Origin of the sequence: Leifsonia psychrotolerans, assembly GCF_013410665.1 — a bacterium.
Lineage (GTDB): Bacteria > Actinomycetota > Actinomycetes > Actinomycetales > Microbacteriaceae > Cryobacterium > Cryobacterium psychrotolerans_A.
This window is the reverse complement of the sequence record NZ_JACCFM010000001.1, coordinates 1,196,691-1,222,943: the sequence shown is the minus strand read 5'-3', so window position 1 is coordinate 1,222,943 and position 26,253 is coordinate 1,196,691. Positions and strand designations below refer to the sequence as shown.

General features: G+C 62.4%; 27 protein-coding genes. 16 read left to right on the top strand and 11 right to left on the bottom strand.

Annotated elements, in window-relative coordinates; all coding sequences use genetic code 11:
- Positions 1–8: 8 nt before the first annotated feature.
- The 8 genes from rapZ (at position 9) to HNR05_RS05705 (ending at position 6,603) form a co-directional block, all read left to right on the top strand.
- Positions 9–884 (top strand): RNase adapter RapZ, encoded by an 876-nt coding sequence (gene rapZ / locus HNR05_RS05740; protein ID WP_179578152.1) that lies wholly within the window; start codon positions 9–11, stop codon positions 882–884.
- Positions 885–936: 52 nt separating this feature from the next.
- Positions 937–1,917 (top strand): DNA-binding protein WhiA, encoded by a 981-nt coding sequence (whiA, locus tag HNR05_RS05735; RefSeq protein WP_179578151.1) that lies wholly within the window; start codon positions 937–939, stop codon positions 1,915–1,917.
- Positions 1,918–2,054: 137 nt separating this feature from the next.
- Positions 2,055–2,681 (top strand): superoxide dismutase, encoded by a 627-nt coding sequence (locus HNR05_RS05730; protein WP_179578150.1) that lies wholly within the window; start codon positions 2,055–2,057, stop codon positions 2,679–2,681.
- 93 nt (positions 2,682–2,774) lie between these two features.
- Entirely contained in the window at positions 2,775–3,782 is a 1,008-nt protein-coding gene (gene gap / locus HNR05_RS05725) for a type I glyceraldehyde-3-phosphate dehydrogenase (RefSeq protein ID WP_179578149.1), read from the top strand.
- Between the two features lie 10 nt (positions 3,783–3,792).
- Positions 3,793–5,007, top strand: coding sequence for a phosphoglycerate kinase (locus tag HNR05_RS05720; protein ID WP_179578148.1), 1,215 nt, complete (start codon positions 3,793–3,795; stop codon positions 5,005–5,007).
- Complete coding sequence (gene tpiA / locus HNR05_RS05715) at positions 4,998–5,798, top strand: triose-phosphate isomerase (protein ID WP_179578147.1); 801 nt, start codon at positions 4,998–5,000, stop codon at positions 5,796–5,798. Before HNR05_RS05720 ends, tpiA begins: the two co-directional genes overlap by 10 nt.
- A gap of 132 nt (positions 5,799–5,930) precedes the next feature.
- The gene (secG, locus tag HNR05_RS05710) at positions 5,931–6,182 is read left to right on the top strand and encodes a preprotein translocase subunit SecG (protein WP_179578146.1); all 252 of its coding nucleotides are present in this window, start codon (positions 5,931–5,933) and stop codon (positions 6,180–6,182) included.
- Between the two features lie 52 nt (positions 6,183–6,234).
- Complete coding sequence (locus tag HNR05_RS05705) at positions 6,235–6,603, top strand: RNA polymerase-binding protein RbpA (RefSeq protein WP_179578145.1); 369 nt, start codon at positions 6,235–6,237, stop codon at positions 6,601–6,603.
- A 95-nt stretch (positions 6,604–6,698) separates the two neighbouring features.
- On the opposite strand, the gene pgl is transcribed toward HNR05_RS05705, so the two are convergent.
- Genes pgl through tkt form a run of 6 tightly spaced genes read right to left on the bottom strand, consistent with a single transcriptional unit; the run spans position 6,699 to position 14,882 of the window.
- Positions 6,699–7,469 (bottom strand): 6-phosphogluconolactonase, encoded by a 771-nt coding sequence (pgl, locus tag HNR05_RS05700; protein ID WP_179578144.1) that lies wholly within the window; start codon positions 7,467–7,469, stop codon positions 6,699–6,701.
- The gene (locus tag HNR05_RS05695; protein ID WP_179578143.1) at positions 7,466–8,434 is read right to left on the bottom strand and encodes a glucose-6-phosphate dehydrogenase assembly protein OpcA; all 969 of its coding nucleotides are present in this window, start codon (positions 8,432–8,434) and stop codon (positions 7,466–7,468) included. The genes pgl and HNR05_RS05695 overlap by 4 nt, the downstream gene beginning before the upstream one ends.
- Positions 8,431–9,972, bottom strand: a complete 1,542-nt coding sequence (gene zwf, locus HNR05_RS05690) for a glucose-6-phosphate dehydrogenase (protein ID WP_179578142.1) — start codon at positions 9,970–9,972, stop codon at positions 8,431–8,433. The genes HNR05_RS05695 and zwf overlap by 4 nt, the downstream gene beginning before the upstream one ends.
- A 30-nt stretch (positions 9,973–10,002) precedes the next feature.
- A complete protein-coding gene (locus HNR05_RS05685; protein ID WP_179578141.1) occupies positions 10,003–11,610 on the bottom strand; it encodes a glucose-6-phosphate isomerase in 1,608 nt (535 codons plus the stop codon).
- Positions 11,611–11,612: 2 nt separating this feature from the next.
- A complete protein-coding gene (gene tal / locus HNR05_RS05680) occupies positions 11,613–12,734 on the bottom strand; it encodes a transaldolase (RefSeq protein WP_179578140.1) in 1,122 nt (373 codons plus the stop codon).
- A 54-nt stretch (positions 12,735–12,788) separates the two neighbouring features.
- Positions 12,789–14,882, bottom strand: a complete 2,094-nt coding sequence (tkt, locus tag HNR05_RS05675) for a transketolase (protein WP_179578139.1) — start codon at positions 14,880–14,882, stop codon at positions 12,789–12,791.
- A 297-nt stretch (positions 14,883–15,179) separates the two neighbouring features.
- On the opposite strand from tkt, the gene HNR05_RS05670 reads away from it, so the two are divergent.
- Entirely contained in the window at positions 15,180–16,100 is a 921-nt protein-coding gene (locus tag HNR05_RS05670; protein ID WP_179578138.1) for a heme o synthase, read from the top strand.
- Positions 16,101–16,113: 13 nt separating this feature from the next.
- On the opposite strand, the gene HNR05_RS05665 is transcribed toward HNR05_RS05670, so the two are convergent.
- Together HNR05_RS05665 and HNR05_RS05660 are read right to left on the bottom strand one after the other, a co-directional pair.
- Positions 16,114–16,728, bottom strand: coding sequence for a hypothetical protein (locus tag HNR05_RS05665; RefSeq protein ID WP_179578137.1), 615 nt, complete (start codon positions 16,726–16,728; stop codon positions 16,114–16,116).
- A gap of 85 nt (positions 16,729–16,813) precedes the next feature.
- A complete protein-coding gene (locus HNR05_RS05660; RefSeq protein WP_179578136.1) occupies positions 16,814–17,764 on the bottom strand; it encodes a COX15/CtaA family protein in 951 nt (316 codons plus the stop codon).
- 277 nt (positions 17,765–18,041) lie between these two features.
- On the opposite strand from HNR05_RS05660, the gene sufB reads away from it, so the two are divergent.
- The 7 genes from sufB (at position 18,042) to HNR05_RS05625 (ending at position 24,682) form a co-directional block, all read left to right on the top strand.
- On the top strand, positions 18,042–19,460 hold the full coding sequence (sufB, locus tag HNR05_RS05655; RefSeq protein ID WP_179578135.1) for a Fe-S cluster assembly protein SufB: 1,419 nt from the start codon (positions 18,042–18,044) through the stop codon (positions 19,458–19,460).
- A gap of 84 nt (positions 19,461–19,544) precedes the next feature.
- The gene (sufD, locus tag HNR05_RS05650) at positions 19,545–20,714 is read left to right on the top strand and encodes a Fe-S cluster assembly protein SufD (RefSeq protein ID WP_179580608.1); all 1,170 of its coding nucleotides are present in this window, start codon (positions 19,545–19,547) and stop codon (positions 20,712–20,714) included.
- Positions 20,715–20,717: 3 nt separating this feature from the next.
- Positions 20,718–21,044: a non-heme iron oxygenase ferredoxin subunit gene (locus tag HNR05_RS05645; RefSeq protein ID WP_179578134.1), complete on the top strand. Its 327-nt coding sequence runs from the start codon at positions 20,718–20,720 to the stop codon at positions 21,042–21,044.
- Between the two features lie 62 nt (positions 21,045–21,106).
- Positions 21,107–21,871 carry a Fe-S cluster assembly ATPase SufC gene (sufC, locus tag HNR05_RS05640; protein WP_179578133.1) on the top strand — a complete coding sequence of 255 codons (765 nt, stop codon included), beginning with the start codon at positions 21,107–21,109 and terminating at the stop codon, positions 21,869–21,871.
- 4 nt (positions 21,872–21,875) lie between these two features.
- On the top strand, positions 21,876–22,205 hold the full coding sequence (locus HNR05_RS05635) for a metal-sulfur cluster assembly factor (protein ID WP_179578132.1): 330 nt from the start codon (positions 21,876–21,878) through the stop codon (positions 22,203–22,205).
- Between the two features lie 152 nt (positions 22,206–22,357).
- Positions 22,358–22,987, top strand: coding sequence for a TetR/AcrR family transcriptional regulator (locus tag HNR05_RS05630; protein ID WP_179578131.1), 630 nt, complete (start codon positions 22,358–22,360; stop codon positions 22,985–22,987).
- A gap of 96 nt (positions 22,988–23,083) precedes the next feature.
- Entirely contained in the window at positions 23,084–24,682 is a 1,599-nt protein-coding gene (locus HNR05_RS05625) for an ATP-binding cassette domain-containing protein (RefSeq protein WP_179578130.1), read from the top strand.
- Positions 24,683–24,743: 61 nt separating this feature from the next.
- Here HNR05_RS05625 and HNR05_RS05620 read toward each other — a convergent pair whose 3' ends face one another.
- From HNR05_RS05620 to HNR05_RS05610, 3 genes are read right to left on the bottom strand one after another with little or no spacing between them, the layout of a single operon-like run.
- Positions 24,744–25,586: an SURF1 family cytochrome oxidase biogenesis protein gene (locus HNR05_RS05620; protein WP_179578129.1), complete on the bottom strand. Its 843-nt coding sequence runs from the start codon at positions 25,584–25,586 to the stop codon at positions 24,744–24,746.
- Positions 25,583–25,801: a hypothetical protein gene (locus HNR05_RS05615; RefSeq protein ID WP_179578128.1), complete on the bottom strand. Its 219-nt coding sequence runs from the start codon at positions 25,799–25,801 to the stop codon at positions 25,583–25,585. Before HNR05_RS05615 ends, HNR05_RS05620 begins: the two co-directional genes overlap by 4 nt.
- Positions 25,801–26,133, bottom strand: coding sequence for a DUF3099 domain-containing protein (locus HNR05_RS05610; protein ID WP_179578127.1), 333 nt, complete (start codon positions 26,131–26,133; stop codon positions 25,801–25,803). The genes HNR05_RS05615 and HNR05_RS05610 overlap by 1 nt, the downstream gene beginning before the upstream one ends.
- Positions 26,134–26,253: the final 120 nt, after the last annotated feature.

The following is a 26,253-nucleotide window of genomic DNA, read 5'->3' as shown; positions in this document are numbered from 1 at the left end:
TATCGACAATGTCAGCTGAGAACGAGCAGCAGGAGATGCTGATCGTCACTGGAATGTCCGGAGCCGGCCGTTCGACGGTCGCAAACGCCTTGGAAGACCTGGGCTGGTATGTCGTCGACAACCTTCCCCCGCAAATGCTTCGGCCCCTCGTCGAATTGGTCTCTCGGGCCGGAACGAATCTGCCGAAGATCGCGGCCGTGGTCGACATCCGTGGTGGGGAATTCTTCAGCGACTTCCAAGACATCGTCTCCGCGTTGAGAAAAACCGGCACGGTTCGGGTCATCTTCCTGGAGGCCCGAGACGACATTCTGGTTCGCCGCTTCGAATCGGTGCGGCGCCCGCACCCGCTGCAAGGCGATGGCACCCTGCTCGATGGGATCAGCGCGGAGCGAACCCGGTTGCAGGCGGTGCGGGAGTCCAGCGACAGCGTCATCGATACCTCTGATCTGAACATCCATCAGCTGGCAACAACCATCACCGAACGCTTCTCTGACGAAAACACTGCCGGTGTGCAGGTTACAATTATGAGCTTCGGTTTCAAGTACGGGTTACCAACGGATGTTGACCATGTCGCCGATGCCCGCTTCCTGCCGAATCCGTTTTGGGTTCCCGAGCTTCGTTCCCATAACGGTCTCGACGAGCAGGTGCGCGACTTTGTATTGGCTCAGACCGGTGCGCGTGAGTTCATCGATCTCTACGCTGCGTCTTTGGAGCCGGTGCTGGCCGGCTATCAGCGGGAGAACAAACGGCACGCAACCATTTCGATCGGCTGCACGGGCGGAAAGCATCGTTCTGTAGCTCTCGCGGTGGAGCTTGCCACCTTGATCTCGACATTTCCTGGCGTTGCCGTCAGCATCAAACATCGCGATCTGGGTCGCGAATAACTTCGGTCACCACTCCTCGAGGGCGACCAGAACAACAGAATGGAACATACGATTGGCACTCACCGCCGACGTTAAAGACGAACTCACCCGCGTCGAGGTTTCGAAGACCTCGGTTCGGGCCGCCGAGCTGGCCACAATCCTCCGGTTCGCCGGTGGGTTGCACCTGATCTCCGGACGGATCGCGATTGAGTCGGAGCTCGACACCGCCTTGCTCGCTCGGCGTGTGCGCAAAGACCTCGCCGAAATCTATGGCGTTCGGAGTGAAGCAAAAGTGATCCCGGCCTCTGGCCTGCGCCGCACGAATCACTACCTGGTTCGTGTTCTGGAAGGCGGCGAGACACTCGCCCGCCAGACAGGATTGCTTGACGCGCGTCGTCGCCCCATCCGGGGCCTGCCGAACCGTCTGACCACCGGTTCGCGCGAAGAGATCGCCGCCGTCTGGCGGGGTGCGTTCCTCGCTGCTGGCACGCTGACCGACCCGGGCCGCTCCGCTGCGCTCGAAATCACCTGCCCCGGCAACGAGGCGGCGATGGCACTCGTGGGCGCTGCGGGGCGTCTCGGCGTTGCCTCGAAGGCCCGTGAAGTGCGGGGTATCCACCGCGTCGTCATCCGCGATGGCGATGCCATCGGTGCCATGCTCGTACAGATGGGGGCGGCCGAGACCGTTCTCAACTGGGAGGAATTGCGTCAGCGTCGCGAAGTGCGCGCGACAGCCAATCGCCTCGTCAACTTCGATGACGCGAACCTGCGGCGTTCGGCCCAGGCTGCGGTTGCGGCCTGCGCTCGCGTGGACCGCGCCATGGAAATTCTTGGCGACGACATCCCCAAACATCTGCGGTACGCCGGTGAACTTCGGTTGAAGTTCCGTGACTCGAGCCTCGACGAGCTGGGTCACCACGCGGAACCGCCGATGACCAAGGATGCCGTGGCCGGACGCATCCGCCGTCTGCTCGCAATGGCAGACAAGAAGGCCGTCGACCTGAACATTCCGGGCACCGACGCAAACCTTCCGCCCGACCTCGACGACGTTTAGGGAGCTGTTCTCCAGGGGCACTCGGTTCACCGGGTGCCCCCTTTCTGACCTGACTAGACTGAAATAGTCGCTCATGCTGCCGGTGTGTGCTCGCTCTCGAGCCCGTCCAACCGGCAACTCATCAGAGGAGAAACAGAATGCCCGAATACACACTGCCGGCTTTGCCGTACGACTATGCGGCCCTGGAGCCGAGCATCAGCGGCGCCATTATGGAGCTGCACCACGGAAAGCACCACCAGGCGTATGTGACCGGTGCGAACACCGCGCTCGCGCAGCTCGCCGAGGCCCGTGACTCGGGCAACCTGGCCAACGTCAACAAGCTGCAGAAAGACCTCGCCTTCAACTTGGGTGGTCATGTCAACCACTCGATTTTCTGGACGAATATGTCGCCCAACGGCGGCGACAAGCCCACCGGCGAACTCGCCGCGGCCATTGACGACTTCTTCGGTGACTTCGACAAGTTCCAGGCCCACTTCGCTGCCACAGCCCTCGGCGTGCAGGGATCCGGCTGGGCTGTTCTCGCCTGGGACTCAATCGGGCAGCGCCTCATCGTGCAGCAGTTCTTTGACCAGCAGGCCAACTTCGCCGCCGGAACTGTGCCCGTTCTGATGCTTGACGTGTGGGAGCATGCCTACTACCTGGACTACCGCAATGTTCGTGCCGACTACGTCAAGGCCTTCTGGAACATTGTTGATTGGGAAAACGTGCAGAAGCGGTTCGAAACGGCACGCCAGAAGACCAAGGGCCTGCTGCTACTGTCATAGCCAGATGGTGTCCCATGGACCCATCCATGGGACACCGGCGTCCGTCTGATCACCTCCACGCGCCGTAGGCGCCCTCAGTAACAGGAGTTATTCGTGTCTGTAAAGATCGGTATCAACGGGTTCGGCCGAATTGGCCGTAACTACTTCCGTGCAGCTCTCGCCACAGGCAGTGAGCTCGAAATCGTCGCGGTCAATGACCTCACCGACCCGAAGACTCTTGCACACCTGCTCAAGTACGACACCATCACCGGGCGGCTGAACGCGACAGTTGAACTCGACGGTGACCACATCGTCGTCAACGGCAAGCCGATCAAGGTTCTGGCTGAGCGCGACCCGGCCAACCTGCCGTGGGCCGAACTGGGCGTCGACATCGTCATTGAATCCACTGGCTTCTTCACCAAGGCCGAGCTTGCGCGCAAGCACATTGCCGCCGGCGCCAAGAAGGTGCTGGTTTCTGCCCCCGCGACGGGCGACAACGTCGCAACCATCGTGCTCGGCGTCAACGAAGCATCCTACGATGCGGCAGTGCACGACGTCATCTCGAACGCATCCTGCACGACCAACTGCCTCGCACCGTTGGCGAAGGTGTTCATGGATAACTTCGGCATCGAGCGTGGCCTGATGACGACGGTTCACGCGTACACCGCAGACCAGAACCTGCAGGACGGCCCGCACAGCGACCTGCGCCGCGCCCGTGCTGCCGCCGCAAACATCATCCCCACCTCGACAGGGGCGGCCAAGGCTCTCGGCGTGGTCATCCCCGAGTTGATCGGCAAGCTGGACGGTTACGCTCTGCGCGTTCCAGTTCCGACCGGTTCGATCACCGACCTCACCGTGACCGCTTCGCGTCCGGTCACCGTCGAAGAAGTGAACGCGGCCTACAAAGCTGCAGCAGAGGGCCCCCTCAAGGGGATCCTCAGCTACACCGAGGACCCCATCGTCTCCAGTGACATCGTGGGCGACCCGCACTCGTCGATCTTCGACGCCGGCCTGACAAAGGTCATCGGCAACCAGGTTAAGGTTGCCTCCTGGTACGACAACGAGTGGGGTTACTCCAACCGTCTTGTCGACCTGACCGAGTTCGTCGCAGAAAGCCTGTAGGGATAACGCAGTGACGCTCCGCACCATTGAATCGCTTGGCGCTCTGCGCGGCAAGCGTGTCATCGTCCGTTGTGATTTGAATGTGCCGTTGAAAGACGGACAAATCACCGATGACGGCCGCGTGCGGGCGTCGCTGCCGACGCTCACCGCTCTCGTTGCGGCGGGGGCGCGGGTGGTGGTGGTTTCCCACTTGGGGCGCCCCGACGGCAAGCCGAATCCGACGTACAGCCTCGCTCCGGTTGCCGCTCGACTGGCTGAGCTTCTCGATTCCCCGGTCGCCTTCGCCACGGATACCGTCGGCGACGTGGCAACAGCAGTGGTGGACGGCCTGGCCGACGGCGATGTCGCCGTTCTCGAGAACCTGCGTTTCAACGCGGGGGAGACCAGCACGAGTGTCGACGAGCGTGTGGCCTTCGCGGCTCAGCTCGCTTCTCTCGGCGACGCTCTCGTCTCTGACGGCTTCGGTGTCGTACACCGCAAGCAGGCCAGCGTCTACGAGCTGGCCCAGGCTCTGCCGAGTGCGGCCGGACTCCTGATCGCCGCAGAACTTGACGTCCTCGACCGTTTGACTGAGAAACCCGAAGCGCCGTACACGGTCGTGCTCGGCGGCTCGAAAGTGTCAGACAAGCTCGGGGTCATCGGCCATTTGCTTCCGCGTGTGAATTCGCTGCTGATCGGGGGCGGCATGCTGTTCACCTTCCTTGCGGCCCAGGGGCACAAGGTCGGCTCCAGCCTGCTCGAGGCCGACCAGCTCGAAACCGTGCGGGGCTACCTCGCCGAGGCCGATCGCCTCGGCGTGAAGATCGTGCTTCCGACCGACGTCGTCGTTGCCTCGAAATTCGGCGCAGACGCCGACATCATTGTGACCGCGGCAGACGGAATTGAAGACACCCCGTTCGGCGCCTCCGGACTGGGCCTCGACATCGGCCCCGCAACGGCGGCAGTATTTGCCGACATTATTCGTACCTCGAAGACGGTGTTCTGGAACGGCCCCATGGGTGTGTTCGAACTTGCGCCGTTCGCCGAGGGAACTCGTACCGTTGCCGCTGCGCTCACCGAGGTCGATGGCCTCAGCGTGGTCGGCGGTGGCGACTCAGCTGCGGCCGTGCGCATTCTCGGCTTCAACGACGACCAATTCGGTCACATTTCAACCGGTGGCGGCGCAAGCCTCGAGTTCCTCGAGGGTAAGCGACTGCCTGGACTGGAGGTCCTCGGATGGGCATAACTACTCACCCTCGCCGCACGCCACTGATGGCGGGCAACTGGAAGATGAACCTGGATCACCTCCAGGCGATCGCATTTGTGCAGAAGTTGGCGTGGAGTCTCAAGGACGCACGCCACGACTTCTCCACCGTTGAGGTTGCTGTCTTTCCGCCGTTCACCGACCTGCGCTCAGTTCAGACGCTGATCTCGGCTGACAAGCTCCCGATCACCTTCGGTGCACAAGATGTTTCGGCTCACCAATCCGGTGCCTACACCGGCGAGATTTCTGCGGCATTCCTGGCGCAGCTCGAATGCCAGTATGTGATCATCGGCCACTCTGAGCGGCGCACTCTGCACAATGAAACCGACGAGGTCGTCGCAGCGAAGGTGACCGCTGCCCTCGGGCACAACCTGGTGCCCGTGATTTGCGTGGGTGAAACCGCAGCAGACTTGGCCGAACATGGGCCGAGCGCCGTTCCCGTCGCCCAGCTGCGCGCAGCCCTGACCGGAGTGACAAATGCCGCGGACTTCGTCGTCGCCTATGAGCCCGTGTGGGCCATCGGTTCCGGCCAAGCCGCAACGCCGGAGCAGGCCGAACAGGTTGCCAGCGCGCTTCGCGCGGTGGTGAATGAGATGCTCGGACAGGATGTCGCCGACAAGACGCGCATCCTCTACGGCGGTTCGGTCAAGGCCTCCAACATTGCGGGGTTCATGCGAGAGCCAAACGTCGATGGTGCACTCATCGGTGGAGCGAGCCTCGATATTGCTGAGTTTTCGAGCATCGCCCGGTACCAGAAGCACGTCGGAGTTTAGCCTTCGCCACCGGATGCTGACGCGCGTGCCACCGGCACGCGCGGGTTGTTCTGAGACAAGGGCGGCCGTCAGGCTATAATTACCAATGGCTCCGGTGGTGCCGTCATGCCACCGCATTGTGAAAGGTTTCGCGTGGAGATTCTCCAGGTTGTGTTGCAGGTAGTACTCGGAATTACGAGCCTTCTGCTCACCATGCTCATTTTGTTGCATAAGGGTCGCGGTGGCGGCCTCTCCGACATGTTCGGAGGTGGAGTGACGTCGGGTCTGGGTTCATCAGGCGTGGCCGAACGAAACCTCAATCGTTTCACCGTCGCTCTTGGGTTGCTCTGGATCTCGACGATTATCGTCCTCGGTCTGATCACCAAGTTCGACACGGGTGCCTAAGACGACCCTGGTCGTGTGGCACTCACCAACTTTTTTTTAGCAGAGGAACATAATGGCATCTGGTGGAAGCGCAATCCGCGGCTCCCGTGTAGGAGCAGGCCCGATGGGCGAACAGGACCGCGGTTTTCACGCGGACCGCATTAAGGTGTCCTACTGGGATGCCCTCGGCAACGAGACGGTACGCTACTTCGCGGCGAACTTGCCGGACGAAGAAATTCCCGAGACCATCGATTGTCCGACCTCCGGCTTGCCGGCCGGCCGCGACCGTGAGAATCCGCCGTCGGTGGTCAAGCTCGAGCCGTACAAGACTCACCTGGCTTACGTGAAAGAACGTCGCACGGAAGAGGAGGCTGAGTCGCTTCTTGAAGAGGCGCTCGTGCAGCTTCGCATCCGTCGGGGCAAGCTGAAGCCGACGAACTAGTCGACGCGCTGGCGCAATGCCAGACAGACGCGAATGTGGCCCGGTTGAATGAATCAACCGGGCCACACGTGTGCGTGCCTGTGACAGCGCGGGTTTTAGTAGCTCGGCGCAATCAGGTTCGACGGAACTTCAGCGGCGGCCGTCTTGTCGACGAAGAAGACCGTGCGGCGTCGACCCTTGATGCCGGCGACGGGAACTTCGTCGCGACTCGCTCCGGCTAAGGCGAGGCCAAGCGCTGATGCCTTGTCGGCGCCGGCCAGAACCAACCAGACGCGTTCCGACGAATTCAGTGCGGGACGTGTAAGGCTCAGCCGTTCGGGCGGCGGCTTGGGGGAGTTGTGCACCGCGACGACGCTTGATTCCGTCTCACGGATGCCGTTCATATGGGGGAAGAGCGAGGCGATATGGCCATCTGGACCGACACCGAGAAATGTGATGTCAAACCGGGGATAGTCGTCACCATCGGGTGCGGCGGCAGCGAGCTCTGTGGCATACGCGGTGGCCGCATCCTCAAGCGAGACACCGTCGTCTGACGCGGCGAAGGCATGGATGTTCCCGGGCGGGACGGCGATGTGGTCAAGCAGCGCCGACCGGGCTTGGCCCTCATTGCGTTCGGAATCGCCCCGCGGTAGCCACCGCTCGTCACCCCACCAAAACTGCACTCGTTTCCAGTCGATGGTGTCGCGGGCTGCGGAGGCGTTGATGGCCTCGAGCACTCCAATGCCGACGCTGCCACCGGTCAGGACCACAGTCGCAACATCGTTTTCGTCGAGGATATCGACGGTCTTCGTGATGAATCGCGCAGCGACTGAACCGGCCAAGGACTGCTTGTCGGCGTGCACAAGCACGCGCCGTTCGTTCGTCACGAGGTGACTCCGATCTGTTGGGCGACGGGATCAGCCAGGTCGGGCAATCCCCGCGTGATGACCTGACCGTACAATTCGTCGGGGTCGAGACGTCGCAGCTCATCGGCCAGGCAGTCGCGCAGGTTGCGGCGTTTCAAGGACAGATCCTGCGTGGGCTGGCCGGGCTGAACCAGGGTGGCCACGTCGGGTATCTCACGATTCAAAGAAATCACGCCTGATGCGCGGGTGAGCTGCACGCCACGGATGCCGTTGGCGAGCGGGCCGGTGGTGAGCTCGTAGTCGACGGGAACCTGCAAGGCCATCTGCAGCCAAGCCGCAAGGAGTGCGGTCGAGGGGGAGTCGGCGGCACCGGTCACCTGAACCGCCGTCACCGCTTCGTAGGGAGGCTGGTCCAGGACGGCAGCAAGCTGAGCACGCCACAGGGTGAGCCGCGTCCACGCGAAGTCGGTGTCGCCCGGTCGGTAGGTCGTGCACAGTCGGTGCAACGCTTCCTGGGGGTTGGGGCGCGCCGATGCGTCGGTGATTCGACGGTAGGCGATTCGACCCAGTGGCGACTCGGCGGGTATTTCGGGTGCTTCACCGGGCCACCAGGCGACGACTGGAGCATCGGGGAGCAGCAGACCCGTCACGAGGCTTTCGGGGTCGGCGGCAGCCTCGCCGTAGATACGCAGAACGATGACCTCGCTGGCGCCGGCATCGCCGCCGACGCGAATCTCTGCGTCGACGCGCGCCGCGGCATCCGTCGTAGGGGTATCCGCGCCAGTGGTCGACACCACGATGACGCGCATCGGATGCTCACGCGACGCGTCGTTGGCGGCCTCGATCGCTTCTTCCTCATGCCCATGCGTTGCAGCGATGATGAGGGTCAGTACGCGGCCGAGAGCCACAGCGCCACCCTCTTCACGAATGCGTACCAGAGCCTTCGAGATCTTTGATGTGTTGGTGTCGGGTAGATCGACGATCATGGTCGCCTCCAGGTGCGGCCGTCGCGGGCCAAAAGTTTATCGGCGGATTCGGGACCCCACGTGCCGGGACGGTACTGTTCCGGCTGGCCTTGGCCCGCCCAGTACTCTTCGATCGGGTCGAGAATCTTCCAGGAAAGCTCAACCTCTTCGTGCCGCGGGAACAGCGGCGGGTCGCCCAGCAGCACGTCGAGAATGAGACGTTCGTAGGCTTCGGGGCTGGCCTCGGTGAACGCGTGCCCGTAGCCGAAGTCCATCGTGACATCGCGCACCTGCATGCCCACTCCGGGCACCTTCGAACCGAACCGGATCGTCACGCCCTCGTCGGGCTGAACCCGGATGACCAGGGCGTTCTGACCGAGTTCAGCGGTCTGGCTTGCGGCGAAGAGATACTGGGGAGCGCGTTTGAAGACCACAGCGATCTCGGTCACACGGCGCCCCAGACGCTTACCCGCACGGAGGTAGAACGGAACGCCGGACCACCGACGAGTGTCGATCTCAAGGCGCAAAGCCGCATACGTTTCGGTGAGCGATTCGGGGTTCATCCCGTCTTCTTCGAGGAAGCCGAGAACCTTCTCACCGCCCTGCCAGCCTCCGCCGTACTGACCACGCGCCGTGCCCGTTCCGAGATCCTCGGGGAGACGCACGGAGGCCAGAACCTTCTCCTTCTCGTTCCGGAGGTCTGCCGCATCGAACGAAATCGGTTCTTCCATCGCGGTGAGCGCCAGAAGCTGTAGGAGATGATTCTGGATGACGTCGCGGGCGGCGCCGATCCCGTCGTAGTAGCCGGCTCGACCACCGACTCCAATGTCTTCAGCCATTGTGATCTGCACGTGGTCGACGTGGTTCGCGTTCCAGAGCGGCTCGAACATTTGGTTTGCGAAGCGCAGGGCCAAAATGTTTTGCACCGTCTCTTTACCGAGATAGTGGTCGATGCGAAACACGGAGTCGGGTGGGAACACGGACTCGACGACGTCGTTCAACTCGCGGGCTGTTTTCAGGTCGCTGCCAAACGGCTTCTCGATCACAACGCGGCGCCACTGATCCTTCTTCTGATCGGCGAGACCCGAACGACGCAGCTGCTCGGTGACCTGGGGGAACGCCTTGGGCGGGATCGAGAGGTAGAACGCATGGTTTCCCATGGTTCCACGCTCCCGATCCAGCGCATCGATGGTCGTCTTCAGCCGCTCGAAGGAGTCGTCGTCGTCGAAGGTTCCGGAGACGAAACGGATGCCCTCAGCCAGCTGTGCCCAGACATCCTCATGGAATTCCGTCCGCGAATATTCCTTGACGGCGTCGTAGACGACCTTCATGAAATCCTGGTCATCCCAATCCCGTCGGGCGAACCCGACGAGAGCGAACCCGGGCGGTAGGAGCCCCCGGTTGGCAAGGTCATAGACGGCGGGCATGAGTTTCTTACGCGACAGATCCCCGGTGACGCCAAAAATGACGAGACTCGATGGTCCGGCTATGCGGTTGAGGCGATAGTCGGAGGGCGAACGCAGCGGGTTGAACTCCGGAGTAATTTCCACCGGGGACATGCGGCTCCTTTTGAGAAAACGGACGGACTGTTAGCGCAAGGCGTCGAACAGCACGGTGAGGTTCGATGCCGGTTGCGTCAACGTGAGCGTGAGCACAGGGCGCCCATGCTCAGCGAGCACACTGGCGTCGCCGCTGGCTTGGGCTTGGATAAGTTGCCCGAACGTGAACGGTCGGTCGGGAATGTCGAGATCCTCGGCCGGTGTGGCCAGAATTTGCAGGAAGACACCGGTGGCCGGTCCGCCCTTATGGAATTGCCCGGTCGAGTGCAGGAACCGTGGGCCCCAGCCGAACGTGACCGGGCGGTGGCAGAGTGCGGCGACAAGGTCACGAGTCTGTTCGAGCTCGGGCAAAGCGAGACGGTCGACGTACGCCTGGATCGAGACGTAGCCGTCGGGACCCAGCTCTTCTAAGAGTGCATCGACGGCTGAGGCCAGGTCGCTGGCCGCACCGATGACGTGTGGAGTGCCGCGGACCTCGATGCCATCCGAAATGAACGCCGCGGGTTCGGGTTCCGGCCGGGCGTCGAGAAGGCCGCGGGTGGCGACCTTCGCCGATTCCACGTCGGGTTGGTCGAATGGGTTGATACCGAGCAGACGGCCGGCGACAACCGTGGCGTACTCCCAGACCAAGAACGCCGCTCCGAGGGTGCCACTGACGCGGATCTCGTCACGACCGCCATGGTCGCCAAAGATATGGACGCCGGCGTCGTCAACTACGCGAAGCACCTGGAGATCGGCCAGATTCTCGGTGAGCTCGGGAGCATTCGTGCCCAATACGACAGGCAGGATGCCGGTGCTGTTCTTTCCGGTGGATTCCGCGATGAGCTGCTCAGCCCAGTCGGGGAAGCCCACGATGTGGGTACCGTCGGCGACGATGGCCAGTTTGTCGCGTCGCGGCGAGGTTGCGGCGATGGCCGCGCCCAGCACGAGCCCGGGATTGTCGGGCGAGTCGATAGCCAGGGCCAAAGAAATCGATTCGGCCTCGTCGAGCAGTTCTGCGATATCGACGCCGGCCAGGCCGGAGGGGACCAGTCCGAAGGCGGTCAGAGCGGAGTAACGGCCGCCGATATTCGGGTCGGCGTTGAAGACGCGGTAGCCCGCTTCATGGGCCGATGCTTCCAACGGAGAGCCCGGGTCGGTCACGATGATGATGCGCTCGACCGGATCGATTCCGGCGGCCTCGAAAGCACGCTCGAAGACACGACGCTGGCTATCGGTCTCAACCGTTGAACCCGACTTCGATGAGACGACCAGCGCTGTCTGGGCCAAACGATCGGTGAGTGCTGCGAGCACCTGACCTGGATCTGTGGCGTCGAGCACAGTGAGTTCGACGCCCGCGGTGCGCGTGATGACCTCGGGTGCCAGCGACGAGCCGCCCATGCCGGCCAAGGCGATGTGGGTGACTCCCTGGGCCCGCAACTCGTCACGCAGTGCGAGGATCTCAGGCAGGAGCGGGCGTGAAACGACGACGGACTCAGTCCAGCCGAGACGCTTACTGGCCTCATCCTCCGCCGCGGGACCCCACAGCGCTGGGTCCAACGCCGTGATGCCGGATGCGACGAGGTCGTCGACGAGCGCAGGAACCGCGGTGCGGACGGCCTCAGCCGCCGCACCGCTCACCGAGATGCGGAAGCTCATGGTTACGCCGTAACCGGTGCGGCGCCGAGGGCGGTGGCGACAGTTTCGAGTAGTTCATCCCACGAAACGATGAACTTCGCGACACCTTCTTCTTCGAGCACCCGTGTGACATCGTCATACGAGATGCCCTGGGCGGCCAGCGCGTCGAGCACAGCGTTGGCTGCGGCGTAGGAGCCCGTGACGGAGTCGGCCGGAATGACGCCGTGGTCGAAGGTCGCCTCCATGGTCTTCTCCGGCATGGTGTTGACGACCTCCGGGGCGACCAAGTTGGTCACGTAGAGGGTGTCGGGCAGCGACGGGTCTTTGACACCGGTCGAGGCCCAGAGCGGACGCTGCTTGTTGGCGCCGGCTGCACACAGGCCGACGGCTCGCTCGCTGGCGAATTCCTGCTCGTACACCTGATAGGCCAGCTGTGCGTTGGCGACGCCGGCCTGGCTCTTCAGAGCGAGTGCGGCGTCGGTGCCGATTGCTTCGAGGCGGTTGTTGATCTCGGTGTCGACGCGCGACACAAAGAACGAGGCCACGGAGTGGATCGTCGACAGGTCGATGCCTGCAGCCTTCGCCTTCTCCAGGCCAGACAGGTACGCGTTGATGACCTGGCGGTGACGCTCGAGGCTGAAGATCAACGTCACGTTGACGCTGATACCGAGCGCGATCGTCTCTGTGATGGCTTCAAGACCGGCAATGGTCGCCGGGATCTTGATCATGGCGTTGACGCGATCGACCTTGGCCCAGAGCTGCTTGGCCTGGGCGACGGTCCCAGCGCTGTCGTGGGCGAGGCCCGGTTCGACCTCGATCGAGACGCGACCATCGACACCGTTACTGCGGTCATAGACCGGACGGAAGATGTCGCTGGCTGCGGCCACGTCGTCAGTGGTGATCTCGAACACGGCGTTGGCGACGCTGGAGTTCGCTGCGGCGAGTGACGCCACCTGCTCGGCATACGCTTCGCCCTTGCTGAGGGCCCCCGCGAAGATCGTCGGGTTGGTCGTGACGCCGACGACGTTCTTCTCGTCAATCAGTTTCTGCAGTCCACCGGAGACGATGCGGTCGCGCGAGAGGTCATCGAGCCAGATGCTGACGCCAGCAGCGGAAAGCTGGGCGAGGGGAGTGGTTTCAGTCATAATGTCTTTCTCCTTCAAATGCTGTGCTGTATCAAGCGAGCGGTGCATCGGCACCTAGTGCGCGGCGAGGGAATCCTGGGCTGCGGCGACGACGGCTTCCGTTGTCATACCGAATTCGCGGAACAACGTCTTGTAATCGGCCGAGGCACCGAAGTGCTCGATCGAGACGCTGCGACCCGTGTCGCCGACATAGCCTGTCCAGGTCAACGCGATTCCGGCCTCAACCGATACCCGTGCAGTGATCGCCCTCGGCAGCACCGACTCGCGGTACTCATCCGTCTGCTCTTCGAACCACTCCAGGCACGGTGCGGAGACGACGCGAGCGTTGACGCCCTGTGCCTTCAGCGCCTCGCGAGCCTCAACAGCCAGCTGCACTTCGGAACCCGTGGCGATCAGGATCACGTCGGGTGTGCCATTCGGAGCCTCGGCGAGAACATAGGCACCCTTCGCGACGAATTCGGCCGAAGCGAAGACGTCACCGGATGCTGCGCCGTCGCCGCGCTCGAACACCGGGATGTTCTGGCGGGTCAGGGCGAGCCCGGCCGGGCCGTTGCGACGTTCGAGGATCGTCTTCCACGCCCACGCGGTCTCGTTGGCGTCGCCGGGGCGCACGATGTCGAGGCCGGGAATGGCGCGCAGGGTGGCCAGCTGTTCGATCGGCTGGTGGGTGGGGCCATCCTCGCCGAGTGCCACGGAGTCGTGGGTCCAGACGAAGATCGACGGCACCTTCATGAGGGCGGCGAGACGCACTGCCGGGCGCATGTAGTCGCTGAAAATCAGGAAGGTTCCGCCGAAGGCACGCGTGTTGCCGTGCAGCACGATGCCGTTCAGGATCGCAGCCATCGCGTGTTCACGGATGCCGAAGTGCAGCACGCGGCCGTACGTGTTTCCGGTCCACTCGTGCGTGGAGTGCTCGCTCGGAACGAACGATGCTGCACCGGCGATCGTGGTGTTGTTGGACTCGGCGAGGTCGGCTGAGCCGCCCCACAACTCGGGGATGACGGGTCCAAGTGCGTTCAACACCTTGCCGGAAGCGGCACGGGTCGAGACTTCGGTGCCCCGATCGAACACCGGGAGTGCCTCTGCGACACCCTCCGGCAGTTCGCCGGTGAGGATACGGTCAAGCAGGATCTTGCGCTCCGGGTTCGCCGCCGCCCAGGCGTCGAAGGCCACGTTCCACTCGGCGTGCTCTGCTGCACCGCGCACGAGGGCCTGCCGGGTGTGGGCGATAACCTCGTCTGCCACCTCGAAGGTTTGTGCTGGATCGAAACCGAGCACCTCCTTCACAGCGGCAAGCTCTTCGGCGCCGAGTGCAGAGCCGTGAATTTTTCCGGTGTTCTGCTTCTTCGGGCTCGGCCAGCCAATGATGGTCTTCAGGATGATCAGCGACGGCTTGTCGGTCACGGCCTTGGCCGCCTCGATAGCGTCGTTCAGCTCGGCGACGTCTTCAACATATTCGCCGGTCTTCTTCCAGTCGACGACCTGGACGTGCCAGTTGTATGCCTCGTAGCGGGCGTGAACGTCTTCGGTGAAAGCGATGTTGGTGTCGTCTTCGATCGAGATCTGGTTGCTGTCGTAGATCGCGATCAGGTTGCCAAGCTGCTGGTGGCCGGCGAGCGAGGACGCCTCGCTCGTGATGCCTTCCTGCAGGTCGCCGTCGCCGGCGATCACGTAGACGAAGTGGTCGAACGGGCTGGTGCCGGCATCGGCCTCGGGATCGAACAGGCCACGCTCGTAGCGGGCCGCGTAGGCAAAGCCAACCGCAGAGGCGAGGCCCTGGCCGAGTGGTCCGGTCGTGATCTCAACACCGTCCGTGTGCCCGAACTCAGGGTGTCCGGGTGTGAGCGAGCCCCAGGTGCGCAGCGCCTTGAGATCATCGAGTTCGAGGCCGTAGCCGCCGAAATAGAGCTGAACGTACTGGGTGAGCGAACTGTGGCCGACCGAGAGGATGAAACGGTCGCGACCGAGCCAGTCCTTGTCTGCGGGGTCACGGCGCATGACCTTCTGAAACAGGAGGTAGGCAGCGGGGGCCAGGCTCATGGCCGTGCCCGGGTGCCCATTACCCACCTTTTCGACGGCGTCCGCTGCGAGAATTCGCGCGGTGTCCACGGCCTTGTTGTCGATCGAATCCCACTGCAATGCTGCCACTTGTTCTTGACCCTTCTAGAGACACAGAGGGCAGGTTGTCGAAAACCCGCTCCCAATTGAGGTGTAGCGCGCCCGTCGACATCATCGGTTTCGTAGTGATAGGGGCTCCCACCGCTGATCTGCGCGGGGGTGCTATCACATCGAATTCGGGGAGCTCTCCCAGTATACGGAGCACCGAACCCGCAATGTCGATTCCCGGCCACCCTCACACGTGCGACGCGGACCTGCGCGGGCGCGCCCAGGCCTCCTTGAACAAGTGGCCTAGAATCAGGAGGACAGCAGAGCGTTAGAGGAGCAATGGACGTCGCCGTAACAACTCGTACCGATAGCGGACGAATGGGTATCCGCCAGACAATCAAGGCCTACGTGGCCCTGACGAAACCGCGAGTGGTCGAACTGCTACTGGTCGTGACAGCTCCGACCATGATTCTGGCAAAGCAAGGCCTTCCCGACTTCTGGCTGGTTCTGGCGACGCTGATCGGTGGTGCGTGCAGCGCCGGTTCTGCGGGCGCATTCAACTGCTACTTCGACCGTGATATCGACCGGGTGATGAAGCGCACCAAGGGGCGCCCGCTCGTGACCGGTGAGCTCACCGATCGTCAGGCACTTGTTTTTGCGTGGGCTCTGGGAATCTTCTCGATCGGTTGGCTCTGGCTCTTCACCAACCTGCTCGCCGCAGCGCTCTCACTCGGCGCGATCCTCTTGTACGTTGTGTTCTACACGCTCATTCTCAAGCGTCGCACGGCCCAGAACATCGTCTGGGGTGGTGTCGCCGGCTGCATGCCCGTCTTGATCGGCTGGGCGGCGGTCACGAACGACCTGTCCTGGACGCCGTTCATTCTCTTCGCGATCATCTTCCTCTGGACGCCGCCGCACTACTGGCCGTTGTCGATGAAGTACCGCGCCGACTACCAGGCGGCTGGAGTACCGATGCTGGCCGTCGTGCGTGGCCGTGTGCAGGTCGGCCTTCAGGTCATCCTGTATGCCTGGGCAACCGTCGCCTGCTCACTGCTGTTGATCCCCATCGCTGACATGGGCGTGGTCTACACGGCCGTCGCACTCGTGACAGGAGGATGGTTCGTCTACGAGACGCATCGTCTCTACAACCTCGCTATCCGTCACGAGCACGTTTCGCCCATGCGGGTCTTCCACGGCTCGATCGCTTACCTCACGTTGCTGTTTCTGGCCGTGGGAATCGACCCACTGTTACCTTTCTGATCCGCCTGAACCGCTAAAGCACGCGGACGAGTCTCACCTCGACGCGACGGGTGTCGTCGCGGTGGAGCACGAGGGTGACGATTCGTCCTGCCTTCGTGGTGGCGAATGCGCTGAACTCGGCGCAGGTCACTCGCACGGCGGACCGAGAATCTACCCGTGTGTCACCGGGAGGGGTGCGACGCCGCTGAAAATCGATGGTGGCGGGTTCGCCCGGAGCAGCGTCGATGTACTGCTGCCGTCGCGCCTGTCGCTCCGGCCGGAGACCAGAACCCACCTCGTAATGCGATGTGCGGTAGCTGTTCACGACCTGCGCCAGATGCAGGGAGAGTGCGTCGCGCACCGGATCGCCCCGGCGACCGCTCGAACCAGGAACATCGGTGAAGACAAAACCGCGAAATTCCCTGCCCATCATGCCACGGGCTGTCTGTCGAAGACCGAAGTCACCATGCGCATCGGCGAGCCAATAATGTGCCTGGGCTTCGAGGTGTGCGCCGTCCCGGCCGAACCAACTCCATCCGCGCTCCAGCAGCGCGGCCTGCGGCACGAAACCGAAAATGGGCGGACCGAATTCGGCCAATCGTGTGGCATCGTCAGCGAAATTCGGTAGAACATTTCGGGCAGTGTTCATGCCCACAGGATAATCGCCCACTATTCCCCTGAACAGGGGGCATGCGTCGCGAACGACACCGACCGTGATCCCACGGCCGCTCGGCTTAGACCGAACCCGCCGCTGCGGTGGAGGCATCCGTCGGAGCGGCAGCGCTGCTGTCCGTGGTGAGCACAGCGGTCGGTAGCCCCGCCGGTTTTGTGAGGTGCAGGATCAGCGAGACCAGTGCCGAGACCAGCACGCAGGAAAGGATCATGTGGATGCCGACCATAAGCGGCGGAAGACCTGTGCGGGCCTGAAGCAATCCGACTCCGATCTGAACGAGTTCGACGACGAGAAGCAGGGCCGCCCAGGGCAACGTCTGCAGCCGGAGGCGGAATGCTGCGAACAGCAACACGAGGGTCAGCGCGAAAGTCGTGTAGGCCGGCCACGCGTGGATGTGTTGGAGCAACTCGGAGTTCAGACCGTTGCGGGGCGCATTGGCATCGCCCGCGTGCGGGCCGGATCCCGTGGTCATGATGCCGACGAGAACGGTGAGAGCCACGACAACGCTTGTGAGATGCGTGACGATGAGATACCAGCGGGGGACAGCAACAACCCGCGGCCCCATTTCCGTGTAGGTGCGGAACACGAACGCCGTGCACAGCCCCGCCAGAATCGCCGAAATAACAAAGTGCAGCCCGACCACGTAGGGGTTCAGCTGCGTCCAGACGCTGATGCCGCCGATGAACGCCTGGGCGGGAATGCCGAGGCCCGCGAAAAGGGTGAGGCGGAAGAGATCCGGACGGGTCTGACGCATGCGCCAGACGGAGAGAAAGGCCACGATGGCCAAAATTCCGAGCGCGACGCCGAGCAGGCGGTTGCCGAACTCGATCAAGCCGTGGATGCCCATTTCGGGCGTGTTCACGAGGGAATCCGCCGTGCAGGCGGGCCAGGTGGGACAGCCCAATCCTGAACTCGTCAAGCGCACCAGCCCACCGGTTCCGACGAGCAGAATCTGCGCGGCCAGATAGACCCAAGCGATCACTCGAATTCGAGTGTCGACGACTCTGGGCATAATCCGATTCACTGGTTTTACTTCCTGTTCCGCTCAGCAGATGGGAAAACGCTGCCATTCACGACAATTGCCTCCGCCAACCTGTAGAATTAGGTGTTTCATGGACTTCTCACGCTCTGGCGCGTGGTTCGAGCGCAGTGCGAGTCGTCCATGTCAATCTTAGGTACGCAACGTAGCCATCCTCGCAACCCGTTCTCGACAGGGTCTCCTTCTGAAACCATGTCCGGGAATGACCGGACTGATATCCGGGTTGTGCTGGATAGGAGAAGAGGTAAGTATGTCGGACGTCTTGCTTGACCGCCCTGAGCTGGAAAGCCTGGGGGTGTACGAGTTCGGCTGGTCCGACTCCGACGCCGCCGGGGCATCCGCCCGCCGTGGCATCTCACCCGAGGTTGTCACCGACATCTCGAATCTCAAGAGCGAACCCGAATGGATGCTCAAGCGTCGACTCAAGGCGCTGGAGCTCTTCGAACGCAAGCCGATGCCGACCTGGGGTGCAGACCTGTCAGAGATCGACTTCGACAACATCAAATACTTCGTTCGCTCCACCGAGAAGCAGGCCCAAACGTGGGAAGACCTGCCGGATGACATCAAGAACACCTACGAGAAGCTCGGCATCCCCGAAGCGGAGCGTTCGCGCCTCGTCTCCGGTGTTGCGGCCCAGTACGAGTCCGAAGTCGTGTACCACCAGATCAACGAGGACCTCGCGGCCCAGGGCGTCATCTTCATGGACACCGACACGGCTCTGAAAGAACACCCCGAGTTCTTCACCGAGTACTTCGGCACCGTGATTCCGTCGGGTGACAACAAGTTTGCGGCGCTCAACACGGCGGTCTGGTCAGGTGGCTCGTTCGTCTACGTGCCGCCCGGCGTGCACGTCGAGATTCCCCTGCAGGCCTATTTCCGCATCAACACCGAGAACATGGGCCAGTTCGAGCGCACCCTGATCATCGCCGACGAGGGCAGCTACGTTCACTACATCGAGGGCTGCACCGCCCCGATCTACAAGTCTGACTCGCTGCACTCGGCCGTGGTCGAGATCATCGTGAAGAAGAACGCCCGCGTGCGCTACACGACGATCCAGAACTGGTCGAACAACGTCTACAACCTGGTCACCAAGCGTGCAACGGCTGCCGAAGGCGCCACCATGGAGTGGATTGACGGCAACATCGGTTCCAAGGTCACCATGAAGTACCCGTCGATCTATCTGATGGGTGAGCACGCCAAGGGCGAGACCCTGTCTGTCGCATTTGCCGGCCCCGGCCAGCACCAGGATGCCGGCGCCAAGATGATTCACATGGCTCCGTACACGCAGTCCTCGATTGTCTCGAAGTCGATCGCCCGAGGTGGCGGTCGTGCCGGTTACCGTGGTGAAGTTCGGATGGATGCCGCGGCGCACCATTCGGCGAACACCGTGCGGTGCGATGCGCTGCTGGTGGATACCAAGTCACGCTCCGACACCTACCCGGCCATCGACATCCGTGTCGATGACGTGCAGCTCGGCCACGAGGCGACAGTCTCCCGTGTAAGCGAAGAACAGCTCTTCTACCTGATGAGTCGTGGCATGCCGGAGGACGAGGCCATGGCCATGATCGTGCGCGGCTTCATCGAACCCATTGCCCGCGAACTCCCGATGGAGTACGCCCTCGAACTCAACAAGCTCATCGAAATGGGCATGGAAGGATCCGTCGGTTAAATGTCCGTCGCCTCTGTAACTACGAACAACGATAAATCTACGAACAACGCGAACAGCACCAACGGCGACACTGCGTCAGAAGCAATGCCCACCGCCGGACAGCACGGAATCAAAGAGCACTCGGATGGTCGTTTCGGTTTCATCCCGGTGCAGACCCGTTCTGACCGGTTCAAGAGCGTCAACGTCGCCGACTTCGAGGCCGTCACCGGCCGCGAATTGGTGTGGAAGCTTTCGCCTGTCGCCAAATTCACCGATCTGACCGCCGGCACGCTTGACGGCTCGACCTACGACGTGTCGTCAACGGATGTTGCTGGCGTGAGCGTCGACTGGGTGGGTCGCGACGACGCTCGCATCGGTCTCGCGGGGCTGCCGGAAGAGCGCGCTTCTGCGAACGCCTGGGGTGCATTCGAGAAGGCTCTCGCCATCACCGTCAGCGGCGAGGAGCCGAAGGAATTCACCCTCACCCGGGCGAATCTGGGCTCTGCTCCACGTGGTGCTCACACCATCATCGACGCGAAGCCGTTCAGCCAGGCTGTCGTGATCCTCGAGAACACGGGCGATGCCCGCCTGACCGAGAACGTTGAGATCATTCTCGGCGAGTCGGCGAACCTCACGGTGATCACGGTGCAGGAATGGGATGACACCGCAGTTCAGCTGTCGAATCACTTCGCGACGATTGGCCGAGACGCACGTCTCAAGCACATTGTGGTCACACTCGGTGGCAGCATCGTGCGTGTGAATCCGTCGATTCACCTGGTCGGTTCCGGCTCAGACATCGAAGCTCTCGGCCTGTACTTCGCCGACGCCGGTCAGCATCTCGAGCAGCAGGTCTACATCAACCATGTCGGCCCGCACAGTCGCAGCCGCGTCACCTACAAGGGTGCGTTGCAGGGGCAGGGCGCGCGCACGGTGTGGATCGGTGACGTGCTGATCGGCAACACCGCGACCGGTACCGACAGCTACGAACAGAACCGCAACCTCGTGCTGACCGAGGGGACTCGGGCCGACTCAGTGCCGAACCTCGAGATCGAGACCGGCGACATCCTCGGCGCGGGGCACGCCAGTGCCACCGGCCGCTTCGACGATGAGCAACTCTTCTACCTACAGTCGCGCGGTATCAGCGAAGACGAGGCGCGCCGACTTGTCGTGCGCGGCTTCCTCACCGAGATCGTGCAGAAGATCGGCTCAGCGCCGCTCGAAGCCCGGCTTCAGGAAGCGATTGAAACCGAACTGCGCGGAACGGACGGCGAGTAAACCATGGCATCCGTAAAAATTTGCGGTTTCGATGACCTCGAACCCAACCAGGCCGTCAAAGTGGACATCGATGGTGTTCCGATTGCCCTCGTGCGCGACGGCAACGGCGACGTTTTCGCGATCGGTGACACCTGCACGCACGGAGATATCTCTCTGTCAGAGGGTTTCGTCGAAGACGACACCCTGGAGTGCTGGGCGCACGGTTCGAAGTTCTCACTCCGAACCGGCAAGCCGATCACCCTCCCGGCCTACGAACCGGTGCCTGTTTATCAGGTCGAGTTGATTGACGGCGACGTCTACATCGACCCCACTGTCATCCTGCCCGTATAGCTCCCTGAGGCCCAGCCTCCCGGCGCTTGCGCGCTGGAAGAAACGAAAGAGAAAACTGATTCATGTCTGTTCTTGAGATCAAAGACCTGCACGTCAGCGTCGAGACCGACCAGGGCACCAAGCAGATTCTGCGCGGCGTCAACCTCACGATCAATGAGGGCGAGATTCACGCGATCATGGGGCCGAACGGCTCGGGCAAGTCCACCCTGGCGTACACGATCGCCGGCCACCCCAAGTACCACGTTGAGAGCGGATCCATCCTGCTCGACGGCGTCGAGGTGCTCACGATGACCGTCGATGAGCGTGCCCGCGCTGGAATGTTCCTGGCCATGCAGTACCCGGTCGAGATTCCCGGCGTGTCGGTGACGAACTTCCTGCGCACGGCCAAAACCGCGATCGACGGGGAAGCACCACCCATTCGCACCTGGATCAAGGATGTTCGCGGCGCGATGGCGAACCTCAAGATGGACAAGAGTTTTGCCGAGCGAAACGTCAACGAGGGGTTCTCCGGTGGCGAGAAGAAGCGCAACGAGATTCTGCAGCTTGAACTGCTGAAGCCTAAGTTCGCCGTTCTCGATGAGACCGACTCCGGTCTCGACGTCGACGCACTGAAGATCGTCTCCGAGGGCGTCAACCGGGCCAAAGAGACTACGGGGCTGGGCCTGCTGCTGATTACGCACTACACGCGTATCCTGCGCTACATCAAGCCTGACTTCGTTCACGTCTTCGTCAACGGACGCGTGGCCGAGCAGGGAGGCCCCGAGTTGGCGGACCGCCTTGAAGAAGAAGGCTACGATCGCTATTTGACCGAGTCGAACGTAGGCTAATCGTATGGTTTCAACACTGAGTCCGGCGCGCTACGACGAGGTCGAGGAAGCGTTGAAAGACGTCATGGATCCCGAGCTCGGCATCAATATCGTCGACCTCGGGCTCATCTACGACCTGGGCTGGGACGACGACAACGACGCCCTCATCATTCACATGACACTCACGTCGGCCGGCTGCCCGTTGACCGATGTGCTTGAGGAACAGACGGCCGAGGCGCTCGATGGCGTCGTCGACCAGTTCCGCATCAACTGGGTGTGGATGCCGCCGTGGGGTCCCGAGAAGATCACCGATGACGGCCGCGACATGATGCGCGCTCTCGGCTTCTCGATCTAATTCTCGCGCGGGTCGCCCGTCGGTTCGCGTTTCACAGCGCCTTCGTTGTCACAACGAGGGCGCTGTGTGCTTTGTCGTCGCAGGTCGCCTGAGAGGTGCGTGCATAGCACATTCGAACCACATTCAAGTTCATGGAATGCTACTCTAATTTCATGGCTGATCTGGAGACACCCTCGGAAAGACGTCGTCGTGAGCGCGCCGCGGCAACGAAGCAGGAGATTGCCGTTGCCGCGAGCAGGCTTATGCTTTCGCGGGGCTACGTGGCCAGTTCTCTCGCTGCGATTGCGGAGGAAGCCGGTGTGGCGGTACAAACGATCTACAATTCTGTCGGCAATAAGGCCGAGCTGCTCTCTGCTGTGCTTGACCTGGCAGCCGCCGGCCGTGATGCACCGGCGCTCGTTCCCGCAGTGTTGCGCTACCGGGTTGCGGCGGCCACGAGCGCGCCCGTGGTGATTCGGGTACTCGCCGACTGGTTCCTCGAAGTCAACGAACGCACAGCAGATATACACCGAGTGATCAGTCAAGCCGCAACGGTCGACTCGGAGGTGGCGGAGCTCGAGCGTAAACGAGCAGCAGCCCGACTGCACAACTATGGCGAAGCGGCGTCGTCCTTGCGCGTGCTTCACGGCCTTCGCGGCGGAATGAGCGACCATGAAGCAGCCGCCGCAATCTGGGCGCTGGGGCACCCGCAGGTGTACCGCACGCTGGTGACCGAGTTGGGCTGGGGCTCGGTTGCGTATCGCGATTGGGTCGAGAAGGCCCTCCGGGGAAGCCTCGCCTGAGCACGATCGGTGCGCGCGCGGCGCGCGTGCAAATATACTAGAGAGTTGGTCCGGTCGGGCCGTCTCTGTCATCCCTCTTCTGAACGGACTATTGCTGTGCTCAGTGTGCAAGATCTCGAAATCCGAGTGGGGGCACGCGTGCTCATGGAAGGCGTGAACTTCCGCGTCTCCGATGGCGACAAGATTGGCCTCGTTGGTCGTAACGGTGCCGGCAAGACGACCCTGACAAAGACCCTGGCCGGGGAGACGCTGCCCACGAAGGGCAAGATCGAGCGCATCGGGGAGATCGGCTACCTGCCGCAGGACCCGCGTTCGGGTGACCCCGAGATGCTGGCGCGCACGCGCATCCTCGACGCACGTGGTCTCGGCTCGATCGCGCTCGGGATGCAGGAGTCAAGCATGCTCATGGGGGACTCGAATGACTCAATCGCTTCGGCGGCCATGCGCAAGTACGGCTCGCTTACCGATCAGTTCAACGCTCTCGGTGGCTACGCCGCCGAGGCTGAAGCGTCATCCATCGCGAGCAACCTGAGCCTGCCTGACCACATCCTCGACCAGCAACTGAAGACGCTCTCGGGCGGTCAGCGTCGCCGCATCGAGCTGGCCCGAATTCTGTTCTCCGCGGCCGAGACCATGATCCTCGACGAGCCGACCAACCACCTTGACGCCGATTCCGTCGTCTGGTTGCGCGAATTCGTGAAGAGCTACCGTGGCGGATGCATCATCATCAGCCACGACATCGAACTCGTCGGCGAATCGGTGAACCGGGTCTTCTACCTGGATGCAAACCGCACCATCATCGACGTCTACAACATGAACTGGAAGAACTACCTGCGCCAGCGTGCCTCCGATGAGGAGCGCCGTCGCAAGGAACGCATGAACGCCGAAAAGAAGGCGTCGACGTTGCAGATGCAGGCCGCCCGATTCGGTGCGAAGGCCAGCAAGGCCGCCGCAGCTCACCAGATGGTGGCTCGCGCCGAGAAACTTCTCTCCGGCCTCGAGGCCGTACGCGCCGTCGACCGGGTGGCCAAACTGCGCTTTCCCGAGCCGGCTCCCTGCGGCCGCACGCCGATCATGGCGACGAACCTGTCGAAGAGTTACGGCTCGCTTGAAATCTTTGCCGGTGTCGATATGGCCATCGATCGCGGTTCTAAGGTCGTCATCCTGGGACTGAACGGTGCGGGGAAGACGACCATGCTGCGCATGCTGGCCGGCGTCGACGCGTCGGACACCGGTACGATCGAACACGGCCATGGTCTGCGCATCGGCTACTACGCCCAGGAACACGAGACGATCGATGTGAAGCGCTCGGTGCTCGAGAACATGGTGTCCTCATCGCCCAACATCACTGAGATGGAAGCCCGTAAGGTGCTCGGTTCGTTCCTGTTCACGGGTGACGACTCTCACAAGCTCGCCGGTGTGCTTTCCGGCGGTGAGAAGACGAGACTCGCGTTGGCCATGATTGTGGTTTCTGGCGCCAACGTGCTTTTACTCGATGAGCCCACGAACAACTTGGACCCGGCCAGCCGCGAAGAGATTCTGGATGCGCTTGCTCACTACAGTGGGGCCGTTGTGCTGGTCAGTCACGACGAGGGGGCCGTTGAGGCGTTGAACCCCGAGCGTGTGCTGATTCTTCCGGATGGTATCGAGGATCACTGGAATAAGGATTACCTCGACTTGATCACGCTCGCGTAGGCGGCTGAGAATCGACGAAGGCGGCGGGCATGTGCCCGCCGCCTTCGTCATTCCCGTTCGGTCAGCGTCGGGAGTCGAGCAGTGCGTCTTCCACTTCGGCATCGCTGCGCGGCTTCGCGGCCTTGCGCCTCGCACGCTGGGCAGCCCGCTTCTGTTCTTCGGGATCCTCGGAGTTCACATCACGATATTCCTGGCGTACCGCCCAACCGAGGCCGATAAAGGCAAGCACGCCGAAGACGAACCACTGGAACGCATACGAGAGGTGTGGCCCTTCGTCCGCGGGGGGTCGCACGACTGCCACGGGGCGGGTCGCGGAGGCTGGATCCTCAGAGGCCATCAGACCGTAGGCGCCGGTGTAGGTCGGAGTTCCGAGCCGCTTCTCGATTTCGGTGAGGTTGATCGTTGCGACCTGGTTGCCACTCGCGGTCCGGCCGATCAGAGTGGGCTCACTTGCTTTGAGGCGAGCAACGACAGTCACAGTTCCGGTGGGTGCTGCGGGAACGATATCGGGGGCATCCTGTTTGTCGCCGGTCGGCACCCAGCCGCGGTCGACGATGAACACGGTTCCGTCGGAAAGCAGGAGTGGCGTGAGAACCTCGAATCCCGGCGTGATATTCAGTGGGCGGTTGCGCACCAGCATTTCGTCATCGATCAAATAGGTTCCCGTGAGTTGTACCGGAAGCCATTTCTGCGATGCGGTGAACGCGTCGAGGGAGGGCAGCGCCTCCGCCACCGGGATCGGCGCGGCGTCGAAATTGTTGGTGACCTTCGCGATCTCGGCGAGTGCCTGGTCGCGGCGGGCGACTTGCCACATTCCCAATCCGGCGCAGGCCGCGGCAAACAGCATGGCAACGGCAAGATAGCCGGCCCAGCGCTTCGAGACGGCAAACCTCCATCCCCTCATGCGTTGACCGTCATGGCCGCAACCGTCAGGGGAAAATCGCGGGCACCGAGAAACTCGCGCAGATACTCGACATGCTCATCACAGGCAAGCCAGGTCCTGACACGACCCTCTTCATGAATCTTGGGGTTGCGCCAGTCGAGTCGCCAGGTGGCATTCTGCCGACAGCCAGCCCGTGAACAGGTGGGGGAGGTGAGGTCGGCGCCAAGCCCGAGCATTATGAATCCTTCGTATCGGTCGGCGGGCTGGGGGGCAGATCAGCCGACGGCTGGGCATCGGTGCGGCCATCGTCACGACGGAAGACCTGAATTGCCCCAGGCCGAACCACCTGGGACCCCGTTGGATCCGAATGAACGTTGGCGATGACGACGGCAAAATAGGGGAGTGTCACGGCCCCGATGGCGCAGACCAGTAGCCACCAGCCGTGCACGAACAGCATGAGAACGATGCAGATCACGCGGATGCCCATGGCAATCGAATACTTGATCATTCGATTGCGGCGTTCGACCTCGGGCGAGATCGGAAGGGAGGTGATGGACTGCTGTTTCATGGGAGGCTGTCGCTTCGGTGAGCCGGCGGAAGTTCTTTCCTCCAGCCTACGTCTCGTGGGGCATCCGCGGCGACGCTCTAAGCTTGATTTCACAGATCCCCGGCTTTTCGGCAGCTGGGC